This is a genomic window from Kineosporia rhizophila, assembly GCF_021277265.1.
Taxonomy (GTDB): Bacteria; Actinomycetota; Actinomycetes; order Actinomycetales; family Kineosporiaceae; genus Kineosporia; species Kineosporia rhizophila.
The window spans coordinates 61,895-76,273 of record NZ_JAJSOH010000017.1; the positions used below are offsets into that span (position 1 = coordinate 61,895).

General features: G+C 71.3%; 12 protein-coding genes. 1 reads left to right on the forward strand and 11 read right to left on the reverse strand.

The window, feature by feature from the left end:
* Positions 1-4: 4 nt before the first annotated feature.
* The 5 genes from LWF15_RS22660 to LWF15_RS37760 all read right to left on the reverse strand — a co-directional run bounded on the left by LWF15_RS22660 (position 5) and on the right by LWF15_RS37760 (position 5,144).
* Positions 5-1,516 carry an ArnT family glycosyltransferase gene (locus tag LWF15_RS22660; RefSeq protein ID WP_232812912.1) on the reverse strand — a complete coding sequence of 504 codons (1,512 nt, stop codon included), beginning with the start codon at positions 1,514-1,516 and terminating at the stop codon, positions 5-7.
* A 149-nt stretch (positions 1,517-1,665) separates the two neighbouring features.
* The gene (locus LWF15_RS22665; protein ID WP_232812913.1) at positions 1,666-1,881 is read right to left on the reverse strand and encodes a Flp family type IVb pilin; all 216 of its coding nucleotides are present in this window, start codon (positions 1,879-1,881) and stop codon (positions 1,666-1,668) included.
* A gap of 423 nt (positions 1,882-2,304) precedes the next feature.
* Positions 2,305-2,532 (reverse strand): Flp family type IVb pilin, encoded by a 228-nt coding sequence (locus tag LWF15_RS22670; protein WP_232812914.1) that lies wholly within the window; start codon positions 2,530-2,532, stop codon positions 2,305-2,307.
* Positions 2,533-2,724: 192 nt separating this feature from the next.
* On the reverse strand, positions 2,725-3,381 hold the full coding sequence (locus LWF15_RS22675) for a response regulator transcription factor (protein WP_232812915.1): 657 nt from the start codon (positions 3,379-3,381) through the stop codon (positions 2,725-2,727).
* Positions 3,378-5,144 carry a sensor histidine kinase gene (locus LWF15_RS37760; protein WP_232812916.1) on the reverse strand — a complete coding sequence of 589 codons (1,767 nt, stop codon included), beginning with the start codon at positions 5,142-5,144 and terminating at the stop codon, positions 3,378-3,380. The genes LWF15_RS22675 and LWF15_RS37760 overlap by 4 nt, the downstream gene beginning before the upstream one ends.
* 96 nt (positions 5,145-5,240) lie before the next feature.
* Here LWF15_RS37760 and LWF15_RS22685 point away from each other — a divergent pair, with 96 nt between their 5' ends.
* Positions 5,241-6,212: a DnaB-like helicase C-terminal domain-containing protein gene (locus LWF15_RS22685; RefSeq protein ID WP_232812917.1), complete on the forward strand. Its 972-nt coding sequence runs from the start codon at positions 5,241-5,243 to the stop codon at positions 6,210-6,212.
* Between the two features lie 28 nt (positions 6,213-6,240).
* On the opposite strand, the gene LWF15_RS22690 is transcribed toward LWF15_RS22685, so the two are convergent.
* Genes LWF15_RS22690 through LWF15_RS22715 form a run of 6 tightly spaced genes read right to left on the reverse strand, consistent with a single transcriptional unit; the run spans position 6,241 to position 14,351 of the window.
* Positions 6,241-9,153: a hypothetical protein gene (locus LWF15_RS22690; protein WP_232812918.1), complete on the reverse strand. Its 2,913-nt coding sequence runs from the start codon at positions 9,151-9,153 to the stop codon at positions 6,241-6,243.
* A 7-nt stretch (positions 9,154-9,160) separates the two neighbouring features.
* Entirely contained in the window at positions 9,161-10,090 is a 930-nt protein-coding gene (locus tag LWF15_RS22695; protein ID WP_232812919.1) for a type II secretion system F family protein, read from the reverse strand.
* Positions 10,090-11,082, reverse strand: coding sequence for a type II secretion system F family protein (locus LWF15_RS22700; protein ID WP_232812920.1), 993 nt, complete (start codon positions 11,080-11,082; stop codon positions 10,090-10,092). The genes LWF15_RS22695 and LWF15_RS22700 overlap by 1 nt, the downstream gene beginning before the upstream one ends.
* A gap of 4 nt (positions 11,083-11,086) precedes the next feature.
* Complete coding sequence (locus LWF15_RS22705) at positions 11,087-12,493, reverse strand: CpaF family protein (RefSeq protein ID WP_232812921.1); 1,407 nt, start codon at positions 12,491-12,493, stop codon at positions 11,087-11,089.
* A complete protein-coding gene (locus LWF15_RS22710; RefSeq protein ID WP_232812922.1) occupies positions 12,490-13,668 on the reverse strand; it encodes an AAA family ATPase in 1,179 nt (392 codons plus the stop codon). Before LWF15_RS22710 ends, LWF15_RS22705 begins: the two co-directional genes overlap by 4 nt.
* The gene (locus LWF15_RS22715; protein WP_232812923.1) at positions 13,668-14,351 is read right to left on the reverse strand and encodes an SAF domain-containing protein; all 684 of its coding nucleotides are present in this window, start codon (positions 14,349-14,351) and stop codon (positions 13,668-13,670) included. The genes LWF15_RS22710 and LWF15_RS22715 overlap by 1 nt, the downstream gene beginning before the upstream one ends.
* Positions 14,352-14,379 lie beyond the last annotated feature (28 nt).

Consider the following 14,379-nt stretch of genomic DNA (forward strand, 5'->3'; position numbering starts at 1 on the left):
CGAGCTACGAGCCCTGGGGCACCGGTTCGACCGCTTCGGAGTCGGTGCCGGCATCGGGCCCAGACTCCTCGGCCGCTGGGTAGCGAGCGGCCGCCAGGGAGATCACGATCAGCGCGGCCACCAGCCAGTACTGGTTGTAGAACGCCTGCTTGTTCACCAGGTTCGCCACCAGGAGCACCATCGCGGCCCAGCGCAGCACGTTGGCCAGGTCGGGCTGCTGCCGGTGCACGCGGCGGATCGCCGAGGCCAGCGTGAACAGCACGGCGGCACCGGTCAGGTAGAACGGCGGGGTCCAGCTCAGCTCGTTGATCGCGGCGATGAAGACGGTGTTGGCGAAGATCAGGGGCTGGAAGTCGATCAGCATGGTCACCGTGTCGTGCAGCATGTCCGACGGCGAGGCGATGAACCAGGGCAGCACGAAGACCCCGGCCAGGCCGGCCGTGCCGATCGCCCGGCGCCAGCCGAAGACCGGCCAGACCGCGAGCACCGGCAGCAGCACGGCCAGGTGCTGTTTGCTGGCCAGCCCGAGAGCCAGGCAGATCATGGCCAGGACCATCTGCCGGCGGCGCACCGCGAGCGCCCAGCCGGCCAGGCAGGCCATGAGCAGCGGCTCGGTCCAGGCCTGCTCGACCTGGGTGGCGGTACCCGGCAGGACCAGCAGCAGCCCGGCGGCACCGGTGGCGACCAGGGCGCGGACGGTCATCGGAGAGTGGGTGGCCTCGGCCGGGGCCGACTCGGTGGTGCGCCTGCCCGGACGGCCGAGCAGGAACACGGCCAGGGCCCCGAGCAGCGTGATCAGCGTCAGCGCCCAGCGCACGTCTCCGGCCAGCCAGCGCCCGGGAGCCAGGAGCAGCGCGGTGAACGGCAGATAGGTGAACGCGTCCTGCACACCCGGAGAGTTGGTCCAGTTCTGCGCGTACATGTTCTTGCCCTCGAGCATGCCGTCGGCGGCCTGCTGCAGGGTGATCCAGACGTCGATCTTCGGCTCGGGATCCCAGTGGATGAGCATGGCCGCGGCGGTGACGTAGCCCACGGCGGTGAGCCCCAGGGCGACGTAGGCCGGGCCCAGCCGGCGGCGGAGCGTGGAAAGGGCGATGCCCGCGGCCAACACGAGCGCCGCGGCCGCGAAGACCCAGCGGGTGAGCCAGCCCTGGCCGGGCGTGAGGTAGGTGTAAGGCCGCATGGTGACGTGGATGACCGCCACCAGCACGAGGGTGGCGGCGAGCGAGTAGCCGATCCACTGCAGAGGTGATCGCTGTGCCGACTCGAGGAACGACCCGGCCGACCCGGTGAACGGCTTACGGGCGCTGCCGGCGACCACCCACAGGCCGAGGGCCACGGCCAGGACCACGTAGATCACGATGATCCACAGCCGGTAACGAACAACACTGTGCGTAGCCACCGCCATGCCGATGGTCAGCAGCACCAGAACGACGCCGGTAGCGATCGGGGAGCTGCGGCGCAGTGCGGGGCGGGGCTGCGGATCGGCCTGATCCGGGAGGCTGGGCGGGACCATGCGCTCCACCATAGAGGCCGGGCCGGTCCGGGTCTGACGCCTGTGGACAACCGCGACGCCCCCGGTACCCACCCGTTACCCCGGTTGCCGGTCAACGCCCGATCAGTACGTTTTCAGCCGGCCCGGACGGGGGCCTTGGACCGGTATCCCTACTTGTTGCGATCGCTCGGGTCGCAGTGCGGCATCGACTGCCGGTTCTCGATGCAGTCCGAAGTGCCCTGGAAGGTGCTCTCGATGAGGGTCCCGAAACCGAACACCACGGCGACGATCACCGCGGCGATGGCGGCCACCATCAGGGCGTACTCGACGGCGGAGGCACCTCGGTCGCCGGCCGAGGGTACAACCCGGCGGGTCCGGGAAATCATCCGTTCCTCCTTCGGTTCCGGCGTGGCTGCGGACCACACCGGGTGTTGCCCCCCGTCACTGCTCCCCACCCTTACACAAGCCGCCCGTGACGTTCGGTCATCTCGACGATGATCGGCTGAACACCTGATCAGTAGCCGGTGCCGGTGGCTCCCGGCGGAAGGGACCGGCCGGGAAGTCTTCCTACTGCTCAGTCATTCTGCCGTCGCGCACGCCCTCGATGAGGGGGAATGGGTAAGTTCGTGGCTGCTGTCACTCTCTGCCCGCCACTGCAGTCACACGTTGCTGCCGCGTCCCGAAACTGTCTGCTGGACAACCGGTGATCAGTGCACAGACATCGAAAGACCCGGAAACCTCAGGGGGTTTCCGGGTCTTTTCGAAAGGCTTGACCGGCCGGTCCGCGCAGCCGACCGGAAGGATGCGGATCAGGGCGTCGTGGTGGTCTTGCAGCCCTCTGCCGCCGTCGTGTTCGTGGTCGTCTTGGTGGTGAACGAGCTGCAGGTGTCGCTGAACGTCTTCGACACGATCGTGCCGAGACCGAAGACGACAGCGACGATCACGGCGGCGATGGCGGCGACCATCAGGCCGTACTCGACCGCGGAGGCGCCGCGGTCCTTCGCGGTGGACAACACCCTGCGGAGGTGGTTGAGCATGCGGATCCCTTTCGTGGGTGCTCGGTGGGTTGTTTCCCCCCGAAGACATGCTCAGCGTGCCACTCGGGTAGCGGTGTGTACCCAAGGTGCATAAGGGATCAAGCAAAGAGAGAGCCCCATTCCTCGGCCGTTCGGCCGAGGAATGGGGCTGGTGTTACTGAAAGACGTTTACCGGCAACGACATACGAGCACCTAGCGGCGCTTCGCGTCGTCCACCAGGCCGAGCCGGACGGCGGCCATCACCGCCTGGGCCCGGTTTCCGGCCCCCAGCTTCTCGTAGATGTTGGCCACGTGCGTCTTTGCCGTCGACTCGCTGATGTAGAGCCGGCGGGCGATCTGCGCGATGGCCAGGCCGTCGACCAGGAGATCGAGCACTTCCCGTTCTCGCGGAGACAGTTTCGGCCCTGCCGGGGCGCTCATCCGGCGCTGCATGGCGCCGGCCAGGTCTCGCGCCGTGAAGGCTCGCGGGTTGGCCGCCGCGTGCCGGGCGGCGGCGACGACCTCCTCGGCCGGGGCGTCTTTCCCCACGAAACCGGACGCGCCCGCGTCCAGAGCGGCGAAGACCTGCTCGTCCCCGGCGTACATCGTGAGGACGACGATGCCCATCGTCGGACTGCTCGCCCGCACCTGGGTGGTCAGCGTGATCCCGTCGCCGTCCGGAAGACGCACGTCGGTCACGAGAACGTCCGGCCGGAGCCGTTCCAGGGCATTGAGCGCGTCCGCGACCGAGGCCGCCTCGCCGACCACCTCGATATCACCTGCCCGGTCGAAGGCCCGTCGAAGGCCCTCCCGGATCAGCTGATGGTCGTCGACGAGCACAACCCGGAGGTTCGCCGTTGCGCTGGTCAATTAGTCACCTCCTGGTCGGCCCGGGCGTGTGAGGCCGCCCGGGTCCTGTCTGCCGGCCGGTTGGCCTGGTTGGACTGACTGCTCTGAGTGGAAGGAACGATGGTGGGTATCCCGTGCGGATCGGTGAGAGCCACGCGGGTGACCGCCGGGCGGGCCAGGTGCCGGGGCTCCAGGGGTGCGGAGGTCTCGGTGCCGAGCCCGACCTCGACCAGGGTGCCCCCGCCTTCCGGGCCGGGACCGACCCGGAGATTGGCGCCGATCCGGCGGGCGCGTTCGCGCATCCCCTGGATGCCGAAACTGTCGGCCCGGCCGGGTTTCAGCCCACGGCCGTCGTCGATGACGGTGATGTGGGCCCGAGGTGGTTCGACGGCCACGGTCAGCCAGAGGTTGGTGGCCTGCGCGTGCCGCCGGACGTTGGTGATCGCCTCCTGGACGATCCTCAGCAGTTCCACCTCGACGGTGATCGGGAGCCGCTTGGGCGACTCGTCCATGGACAGGTGGATCGCCAGGTCGGACTGGGCGGCGATGCGCTGGGCGTGCTCGCTCAGCGCGGCCCCCAGGCCGACCGTGTCGTTCACCCCGTGCCGCAGGTCGAAGATGCTCATCCGCAGATCGGCCACCATCGCCTGGAGCTGCTCGCGCACGGTGAGCACCTGCTGGGCCACCTCCGGGTCGGAGTTCTGCCGGATGTCGTCCAGCGCGTAGCCGACCGAGGCCAGGTCCTGGGCGATGCCGTCGTGGATCTCGCGGGCCAGGCGCATCCGCTCGTCGGTGGTGGCCAGCCGGCGCACGTCGTCGAACAGCATGGCCGAGGCCAGCCGAGGCCCGGACTGCTCGATCACGCTGCGGCAGCTGCGCAGCGACGCCGCGTCCAGCCCGGTCGCGGTGATCACCAGCACCAGGGCCACCACCCGCTCACCCATCAGCACCGGGATCGCGGCGAAGGAACGGCCCTGCGCCTCGCGTTTCACCGGCTGGGCGCTGACCCAGGCGTCCTCGATGGCCAGTTCCGAGGCCTCCGGCGGCTCCAGTCCCGACAGCGAGACGAACCGCCCGCCGGTGGAACGCACCAGCACGATGGCATCGGCCTGTGGCACCACGGAACGGATGTCCTCGGCCAGCGCGGCGGCCAGGGTGCGCGGGTCGAGACCCAGGCTGAGTTGCCGCGCCACGACGTGCAGTTCGGACAGCAGTCGGTGCGCGTCGGCGTAGGCGGGCTCGCTGTCGGGGGCCACGTCGGCCCGCAGCCGCCGGATCCAGGCACCCACCGTGGGCACCGCGACCAGGATGAAGACCCAGGCCACCAGAGCGTTGCTCTGGTTCAGCTTGGCCACCCCGATCTCCGAGGAGGTCAGGATCATCCCGCCCAGGGCGACCGCTGCGGTGGCCGCCGTGGCCAGGCCCAGCACCAGGCCGGAGGTGAGGCCGGCCATGAACAGCGGAACCGTCAGGTAGGGCAGGAAGAGCACCCCGCTGCCGCCCACGCCGCCGATGATCACTGACGCGGTGAGGGTTTCGGCGAGGGTGGGGATGATCGGTGGCACGGCTCCGGGCAACGGCAGGGAGGCCAGCGCCGCGACGCAGAAAAGCATCAGGGCCGGGATCACCGCTTCGCGGGGGGTCACGCCCCCGCTCTCGGCCACCGCGCTCATGGCGACGGCGGCGCTGGCGAAGATCAAGATGATTCCGGCGCGGATCACGAGGGGCACGAAGATGCTCTTCGCTCGTAGTTCCAGCACGGCCACGGTGACAATCTGCCACACGAGGGATACTCGTGGCTTGGGATCGTCCAATACGACCGTTAGATCCCCCAAGGTTTTAGGAATGCGACGAACCGATCTGATGGGTTAGGTCCTGAGGTGGACGATTTGTACTCCGTGATCGACGCGCTGTCCGCGGCCGACAACTCTCTGACACAACCGGGTGGCGGAACGCCCCGGCCCGTGCCGACCGGCTTCCCGCTGCTCGACGGATATCTGGCCGGTGGCCTGAGATCCGGCGAGCTGACGCTGATCGGTGGCCCGTCCGGAGTGGGCAAGACCGCGCTCGTTCTCCAGATCGCCCGGCACGCGGCCCGGTCCGGCGGGTCCGCGGTCTTCCTGTCCTACCAGCAGGAAACTGCCGTCTTGCTGCAGCGGCTGATCGCGCTCGAGGCGGGTGAGCGGCATGGCCTCGAGGGGGCCACGCTGCGTCAGGTCCGTGACGCCTTCCTGGCCGACGGGCAGGGCGCCGGTCTGGCCGAGCGCCTGGAGCGGGTGGCGGGCGGAACGAGCGCGCTGGCCGCGCTGGCCGACTACGGAGAACGCCTTCTGCTGCACGCTCCGGCCGATGCCGACGTGGTGGACATCCGTGAGGTGGTCTCCGAGGCCCGATTGAGGACGGGGGTCCCGCCTCTGGTCGTTGTGGATCACCTTCAGGGGGTGTCCGGCTTCGGGGAACGGGCCGGCGAGACCGCCGCGGGCCTGCGGGAACTGGCCCGGGAGACGGGGTTGCCGGTGCTCGCGGTCGCCGTCACTGATCCGATTGAGGACGGTTCGGTGCGGCGCCGTCGCACCGGTCACCTTCGCGGGGCGGCATCTTCGGTCTCGGAACCGGACCTGGTGCTGATGCTGAACGAGAAGGTGGACGCGGTGGCGCGCCGGCACCTGGTCTACGACCCGAGGGTGGGTGAGGAGTTCGGTGACTGGCTGGTGCTGACCGTCGAGAAGAACCGGTCCGGGCCCACCGGGATCGGGGTGCAGTTGCGCAAACGGCTGGAGCAGAGCCGGTTCGAGCCGGAGGCCGGGGTGCTGCGCGAGGAACTGGCCGACGAGCCGGTGAGAGACTCGTAGCGGCCGGTTCCCCGCGGTGGCCGGTGTGTCAGCCCTTGGTGCTGGGGCGGCCGGACTCGGGAGCCGGTTCACGCAGCGGAGCCAGGGCCCGGGCCAGCCGACGCGTCTCGATGGCCTGGGCCAGCAGGGCCGCCGACTCGCGCACGGGCTGATGCACCGCGTTCAGGTCGTGGGCGGCGAAGGCGCCACCCTCCTCGTTGCGGGCCAGCACCACGATCACCCGCACGTCCGGCACCGGCACCGCCATCAGGTGCCGCCAGGCCGCCAGGGGCGCCCCGGCCAGCTGCTGCCGCACGATGTCGGTGTCGTCCACCAGCACCGCCCGCCCGGGTCCGCCCACCTCGGTGATCAGCCAGTGCTCGGCGTTCAGCTCCAGCCGGCGCTCCAGCGGGCGCAGGCCCACCCCGCCGCTGACCCGCCACACCGGGCCGTCGGGCACCAGGATCGCGGCCGCGTCGGCGGAGGCCCGCTCGATCACGTCGTCGGCCAGTACCTGCGCGGTGTCGCTGACGCCGTACAGCTCACCGGAACGCTCGTGCAGCGCCCGGATCAGGTCGGCCGTGCGCAGCGCGGGCTCGCCGTCGACCCCGGGGCGGCCGGTGACCGCCGCAGCGGCCTCGGCGTCCAAGCGACGTTCGAGCGCGCTGACCGGGAACCCGTAGGGATCGGTGCGCGGCCCCAACGGGTCGGTGACCAGACCCCGGCTCGGGGTCCGCGGCGTGTTGTCGGCCGGGTCGGCGCGGCGCTGGAACTTGCGCGGCCGGTCGCCGATCCGGCCCAGCCGCCGGTTGGCCGCGATGTTGCTGCTGTTCATCGGGACGCTGCCGGTCTCCGGCGCGGGGTTGCTGCGCCACCGGTTCTGCCGGCTGCCGAGCGGAGAGCTCGCCGGGGGAACGGGCGGCGCGGCCGGGGGAGTCTCCTCGCGCTGCGGAGCCCGCTCGAACGGGAACTGCCCGGTGGGAGGCTGCTCGGAGAACGGGCGCACCACGGGGGTGGAATACGAGAGACCGGCAACCGGGGAGGGTTTGACCTGGATCGGTTCGGGCTCGGGGCGGGCGCCCGGACGCCGGGCGCGGTCGTGCTGCGGCCCCAGCTTCTGGCCCATCCGCCGGGCCGCGATCTGCTGACCGAGCGTGCCGGTGGAGGGGCCCAGGTCTCTTTGGCCCGAGCCCTGAGCCGACTGCCCAGTCGGTCGCAGCCCCTGCTCGGCCGCCTTCTGCACGGCCTTCGCTGCAGCGACGTCGGCGGGTCCGGCCGGCCTACCGTCGGCAGATCCGACGGCGGCGGATCCGGCTCCAGCAGACCCCGCGGCGGCAGAGCCCGTGGCGGCGGAACCAGCAGCGGCGGAACCGGCTCTGGCAGAACCCGCGGCGGCAGATCCAGCAGCAGCAGATCCGGCAGTGCCGGAACCAGCAGCGCCGGATCCGGTGGAAGCAGATCCGGGAGCGGCGGATCTGGCTCGGGCGGAACCGGCAGCAGCAGAACCGGCAGCAGCAGAACCCGCAGCAGAGGATCGGGCAGCGGCAGATCCGGCTCCGGCGGAACCGGTGGTGGCAGATCCGGCCCCGGCGGAACCGGCTGAACCAGTAGCAACCGAACCCGCAGAGGCGGCGCCGGCTCCAGCAGATCCAGCTCCGGCAGACCCGGCAGAACCAGCAGGAGTGGATCCGGCTCCGGCAGCACCCGCTCCGGCAGAACCAGCAGCAACCGAACCCGCAGAGGCGGCGCTAGCTCCAGCAGAGCCGGCTCCGGCAGAACCGGCAGCGACAGAACCCGCAGAGGCGGAACCAGTAGCTCCAGACCCGGCAGTGCCAGACCCGGCTCCGGCAGATCCGGCTCCGGCAGACCCGGCACCGGACGTCGCGGCACCAGCCCGGGCGTCGGCGGACTTGGCCGCACCGGGCTTGGCGACACCGGGCTGGGCCAATCGGGCCCCCGAGTTGTCTGTGGCTGTCGAGGCCGACCCGCCCTTGGCTGAAGTCGCCGGGGCGGACCCGGCACCGTTGGATCCTGCGGCGGCCGTCCCCGCCTGGCCCGGGGCTGAGGCCCTGGCCGCTCCGGCGGCTTCCGTGGCACCGCCCGGCTGAGCAGAGGTCGGCCTGGCCGCACCCGGCCTGCCGTCGGCCGACGGGGCCGCGTCCGGCCTGCTGTTCTTGGGCTGAGCCGCCCCCGACCCACCCTTGGCCGAGCCCGGGCCAGAGGCCTCGGACTGGTCGGCGCCAGGCGTGGCGGGGCCGCGCGTACCGGTGGCGGCCCCCGCGGCGCTGGGCTTGGCAGCACTGGGCTTCGCGGTGCCTGCCTTGGCCGCGCCGGACTGCGCCTTACCCGACCGGGCGGCCGGGGCCGCGTCGGTCACCGTGGGCTTCTCGGCCGCGGAACCTTCCGAACCCGGCTGAGCCGCACCGGCCTTCGAACCACCGGAGGCGAGCTGACGGACGTCTTCAGTTTCTGAGCTCTTGGAGGTGGCGACGTTCGCGCCGGGCCGTCGGCCGGCCGGCAGCGGTTGCGTCGCGATCACCGTCGCGTCGTCGGAGGTGTCGGCCGTGCCCATCTCGATCATCGGCACCGCGCCGGTCGGCTCGACCGTGATCAGGTCCGGGTCCTCGTCGAGCAGGATCGCCACGCCGCGCAGCAGCGCCTGCCGGGTGATCGGCAGCGGCACCACGTGCACGCCCTCGACCTGCTGCGCCTCGACCTGCTCCCACTCGGGCTGGTAGCCCGAGATCAGCATCACCGGGACGGCCTGCTCGTCTTCCCGCAGCGAGTTGACCGTGTTCACGGCCAGCACCGGGTCGCCCACGTCGAGCACCAGCACGTCGAAGCCCTCGACCTCGGGCAGGTGCTGCTCGAGGTCGTCGGCCGAGCGCTCGTCGACCTCGTGCAGGTCGGTCAGCCGCATCCCCAGCGCGAGGGAACGCGAGATGATCAGCAGTCGCGCCATCCGCCCCTCACATGCCTGAGAACTGTTGGAAGATCTTGATGCCGGCCGGCCCCATGACCACGATAAACAAGGCCGGCAGGATGCAGAAAATCAGTGGGAAGAGAATTTTCACCGGCACCTGCTGAGCCTTCTCCTCCGCCCGCTGACTGCGCTTCACCCGCATCTCCCTCGACTGCACCCGCAGCACTCCGGCTATGGGGATGCCAAACGTATCGGCCTGGACCATGGCCGCGACAAAGATCCTCAGTTCCTCCACGTCGGTGCGATCTGCTAAGGCGCGCAGCGCGGGCAGCCGTCCGGTGCCCAGCTGCATCTCCTGGAGCACCCGGAAGAGCTCCTTGGCCAGCGGTCCTTCGCTGCTGCGGGCCACCTGGGCGAGCGCCGCGTCGAAGGCCAGACCGGCCTCGACCGAGATCGTGAGCAGGTCGATCGCGTCCGGCAGCTCGCGCCGGATCAGCTCGGTGCGGTCGTAGCCGACCTGGTAGACCCACAGCGACGGCCCGAACCAGCCCAGAGCTGAGAGCCCGCTGAATGTGAGAACCATCCCACGTGGCCCTGCTCCGAACAGGGGAGGCAGGGCCAGCCCCAGTAACGCTCCGGTCACGAGCCCGAGGGCCTTGGCGCCCAGGACCCGGTCGACGTCCCAGCCCCGCGGGTTGCCGGCCAGGTCGAGCCGGGCGCGGATCCGGTCGATCCGCTCCTGCGTGGTGAGCCGGCGGCCGGCCGCCGAGAAATGCCCGATCAGCGGAACGAGGACACGCTCCGTGAACGGGATCTGCAGCTCGCTCTGGCGCAGCGGTACCGGGCCGGCGTGGAAGTTCTCCAGCAGGGCCTGCCGGGCCCGGGCGTCCAGACGCTGCCGGTTGGCCAGCAGCAGTACGGCGCACACACCGCTGAGCCCGAGGAAGAGCACGGTGATGCCGGCGGCCAGGAGCATCAGACGTCCACCCGGATCACCTTCGCCATCCAGAAGCCCCCGGCCGCCAGCGACATCACCCCGAAGGCGAGCAGTCCCAGCCCCAGGGGCGTGGTGAACAGCGGATCGATGTACTCGGGCCGGGCCAGCATCAGGTAGAACGCGAACACCACGGGCAGCGCGGCCAGGATGATCCCGGACAGCCGGCCCTCGGCCGAGAGGGCCGCCACCTGCCGGCGCAGCCGCTCCCGCTCGCGCAGCGTGCCCGCCACCGAGGTGAGCAACTCGGCCAGATTGCCGCCGACCTCGCGCTGGATCCGGATGGCGACCACCACCCAGGAGAAGTCCTTGCTCCCGGTGCGCTGGGCGATGCCGTCCAGCGCGTCCTCGGCCAGCATGCCCAGCCGGGTCTCCACCAGCGCCCGGTTGAACTCGCCCCGGATCGGCGGGTGCGACTCGTGCACCACCGAATCCATGGCCTGGGGCAGCGAATAGCCCACCGCCAGGCTGCCGGCCAGCAGTTGCAGCGTGTCGGGCAACTGGGCAAGGAACTTGGCCTCGCGCCGGGCCCGGGCCGCCAGCAGCACGCCCCAGGGAGCGGCCAGCCCGAGCAGCAGCCCCAGCGCGACCGCGGCCGGCCTACCCCGGGCGATCAGGGCGAGCAGCAGCGCTGCCCCGACGGCGGCGCTGACGTGCAGCAGCATCCACTCGCCGGGGCGCAGCGGGAATCCGGCCTGTTCCAGCCGGGCATCCAGTGCGCGGTCGACCTTCCCCCGGCGGGCCACCTGGCTCATCAGGCCGACCGCGGACCGGGTGATCGGGCTGTCGCCCAGCCGGGACGCCGTCTCCTCGGTGAGCCGGATCTGTTCCGGCGTACGGGACCGGACCGAGTACACCGCGATCCGCCGGACCACGTCCGACTCCTCGCGGTCGGCGCCGGTCAGGGCTCCGGTGGCGAGGAAGACCAGCACCGCGAGGGCGATGAACAGCAGGAGCAGTCCGGCCGTCAGCATCCGGTCACCGCACGTGCCGCTGGTAGGAACCGAACGCCCGCGGATCGACCGGGACGCCGTTGCGGGCCAGTTTCTCCAGGAAGGCCGGGCGCAGGCCGGTCCAGCGCAGCTGACCGGCGGTGCCCCCGGTGCCCTGGTAGTCGAAGACGAAGATGTCCTGCAGCGTGATCACGTCACCCTCCATGCCGATCACCTCGGTCACCGCGGTGACCCGACGGGCGCCGTCCGGGAACCGGGCCTGCTGGATGATCAGGTCCAGCGCGCTCGAGACCTGCTCACGGATCGCCCGGACCGGCAGGTCCAGGCCGGCCATCAGCACCATGGTCTCGACCCGGGAGAGCACGTCCCGCGGGCCGTTGGCGTGCACGGTGCAGATCGAGCCGTCGTGGCCGACGTTCATCGCCTGCAGCATGTCCAGGGCCGCGGCGTCCCGGATCTCGCCGACGATGATCCGGTCGGGGCGCATCCGCAGCGCGTTGCGTACCAGCTGGCGGATCGAGATCTCGCCCCGGCCCTCGATGTTCGGCGGCCGGGCCTCCAGGCGCAGCACGTGCTCCTGGTGCAGCTGCAGCTCGGCCGCGTCCTCGATGGTGACCACCCGCTCGTCCGGCGGGATGAACCCCGACAGCACGTTCAGGGTGGTCGTCTTCCCGGCCCCGGTGCCCCCGCTGACCAGGATGTTCAGCCGCCCCCGGACACAGGCGGCGAGCACGTCGGCGACCGCCCGGGACACCGTCCCGAGCTGGATCAGGTCGTCCACCTCGAACGGGTCGGCGGAGAACTTGCGGATGGTCAGCAGGGAACCGTCGACGGCCAGGGGCGGGATGATCGCGTTGATCCGGCTGCCGTCCTGGAGCCGGGCGTCGACCATCGGGCTGGCCTCGTCGACCCGCCGCCCGACCCGGCCGACGATCTTGTCGATCGTGCGCCGCAGGTGCGCCTCGTCGGCGAACCGGCCGTCCACCGGGAAGATCCGCCCGTGCCGCTCCACGTAGATCTGGTCCGGCCCGTTCACCATGATCTCGGTGATCTCGGGATCGCGCAGGTACGGCTCGACCGGCCCGTAACCGAGGATGTCGTCGGCGATCTCCTGGGCGATCCGGGTGCGGTCGGCCACGGTCAGCGGCACCTGGTCGGCCTGCAGCACCTCCTGCAGGGTGTGCCGGACCCGCTGCTCCAGCTCGGACTGGCTGAGACGGGAGTCGTAGAGCTTGGGGCCGAGGTTCTCGAGCAGTGTCTGGTGCACGGTGCGGCGCAGGTCGGCGAATGGGTCGCCGGCCGGTTGCGACCGCCGCCGGGCCCGGGCCCCCAGGGCCGGACCGGGCGGGGCCGTGCGTGCCCCGGCGGCGGTGAGGTCGCCGAAGTCGACCCGGTCGAGCCGGGCCTGGGCGAGCCGGTCGGCCAGGCTCATCGCCGGAACCTGCGCCGGCGCGGCGGCCGCCGTCGGCCGCCGGCCAGACCGGCGCCGATCACCTCGTCCTGGGCGAACTGCGCGATGCCCAGGCTGACCGGGTGACCCGGGTCGTCCTGGACCAGCGGGACACCCCGGTTCACCGAGCTCGGCACGTCGCGTGAGCTGGGGATCAGCCCGGACAGCGGCATCACGGCGGTCTTCTCCACCTCGGCGTGGCTAATCCCGACCCGGGAGTCGCTGCGGTTGAGCACCAGCCGCAGCCGATCGCGCGGGTAGCCCAGCTCGATCAGCGTCTCCACGGTGATCTTCAGCGTCTTCAGGGCCGGCACGTCCGGGGTGACCACCAGGGTGATCAGGTCGGAGACGTCCAGGGCGGCCATCACCTGGTCGTCGAACGCCGGGGGAGTGTCCACCACCACGTAGTCGAACTCCTCGCGCAGCACGTCCAGCAGGTGCGAGATGAGCTGCGGGCGGATCGACTCGGCGGTGCCCGGCTCGGTCGGCGCGACGATCGCGCTGAGCCCGGCCGAGTGCTGGGTGAGCATGGCGGCGACGGCGGAGGAGTCGATCTCGCCGCCCAGCGGCACTGCGTCGGCGATGGTGTGCGCCGGGAAGAGCTGCATCGCGATGGCCACGTCGCCGAAGGCCAGGTCGAGGTCGAGGATGCAGACCTTACGGTGCCCGCGGTCGGCCAGGACGGCGGCGAGATTGACCGCCAGCACGGTCTTCCCGGAGCCGCCCTTGGCCGAGAACACGGTGAGCACCCGGCCGCGCCGGGCGGCGGGGGCGGGGGCCGGATCGGCCGGGGTCTCACGCTGCGGCGCCCGGTTCAGGCTGCGCTTCACCTCGGCCCGCAGCTGCAGGGTGTCGCGGTGGTCGACGACCGCCGACATCCGGGTGCGCAGGGCCTCCTGCAGCAGGGTGGTGGTGATCTCGCGGCGGACCAGGATCAGGTCGACCCCGGGCCGGTGCGACCGGGCCAGGTGGGCCACGTCGAAGGCCTCCCGGTCGTCCAGGTCGGGGCCGAGTACCAGGGTGTCCTCGTCGCTCATCCGTTCCAGGTGCGCACGCAGGCCGTCGAGGTCGCTGAACACCGGCCCGGTGCCGCCGGTCTGAGCGCACAGGGCGGCGCCGACCGGGGGGTGCGGGTCGAAGAAGACTGCCGCGCCCATCAGCTGTCCTCCGGGACGTCGGCCGTGGGGATGACCGCGAAGTACAGCGGCTGCTGCTGCATCTGGACCCCGAGGATCGCGCGGGCGGCCGGTGGCGGCACGGAAAGGCCTATCAGTCCAGGCGGTATTGCGGTGGAGCCGACCGCGTTCTTCCCGTCCGGCCCGGCGGCCCCCACCGTCTGGACCGTGGCGCCGATCGAGATCACCCGGGCCTTCTCCACGATCTCGGTGGCCTTCTCGTCGCGCAGGGTGAAGATCCGCACCCAGGAACCCACCCCGAGCAGCGCGGCCGCCCGGTTCGGGTCTTCCAGTTGCACGGTGACCCCGAGTTCGTCGGCCCGGACCGCGGACTCCCCGTCCACCTCGGCGCCCGGCAGGCTGAGGACCCGCTCGTCGACGGTGGTGCCCTGCAGGACCCGGACCTGCGCCCGGCGCCCGACCACTGCGTCGATCCGGGTGGCGGTGGTGGCGGGCTGGTCGCCGGCCCGCATCTGCTGCGTCTGCACATCCTGCGCGGTGATCTCTACCCCGGTCTCGATGTCCCGCAGCGCCACCACGTAGGTGCCCAGCGCCTGCCCCTCGGTGGCCCGGTCGTCGGCGCCGCGTACGTAGAGCGCGACGATCGCGGTGCCGACCGCGGCCAGCAGGACGGAAGTGATCAGGAGAACCGTGCGTCGTCCCATCCCTGCCTGTCCGCCGTTCTGGTAGAAG

What these genes read in the sequence shown, in the direction of transcription:
- LWF15_RS22670 (WP_232812914.1), bottom strand. Translation starts at nt 2,532, where the DNA reads ATGCTCAACCACCTCCGCAGGGTGTTGTCCACCGCGAAGGACCGCGGC.
- LWF15_RS22695 (WP_232812919.1), bottom strand. Translation starts at nt 10,090, where the DNA reads ATGCTCCTGGCCGCCGGCATCACCGTGCTCTTCCTCGGGCTCAGCGGT.
- LWF15_RS22715 (WP_232812923.1), bottom strand. Translation starts at nt 14,351, where the DNA reads ATGGGACGACGCACGGTTCTCCTGATCACTTCCGTCCTGCTGGCCGCG.
- LWF15_RS22660 (WP_232812912.1), bottom strand. Translation starts at nt 1,516, where the DNA reads ATGGTCCCGCCCAGCCTCCCGGATCAGGCCGATCCGCAGCCCCGCCCC.
- LWF15_RS22705 (WP_232812921.1), bottom strand. Translation starts at nt 12,493, where the DNA reads ATGAGCCTGGCCGACCGGCTCGCCCAGGCCCGGCTCGACCGGGTCGAC.
- LWF15_RS22665 (WP_232812913.1), bottom strand. Translation starts at nt 1,881, where the DNA reads ATGATTTCCCGGACCCGCCGGGTTGTACCCTCGGCCGGCGACCGAGGT.
- LWF15_RS22690 (WP_232812918.1), bottom strand. Translation starts at nt 9,153, where the DNA reads ATGGCGCGACTGCTGATCATCTCGCGTTCCCTCGCGCTGGGGATGCGG.
- LWF15_RS22710 (WP_232812922.1), bottom strand. Translation starts at nt 13,668, where the DNA reads ATGGGCGCGGCAGTCTTCTTCGACCCGCACCCCCCGGTCGGCGCCGCC.
- LWF15_RS22700 (WP_232812920.1), bottom strand. Translation starts at nt 11,082, where the DNA reads ATGCTGACGGCCGGACTGCTCCTGCTGTTCATCGCCCTCGCGGTGCTG.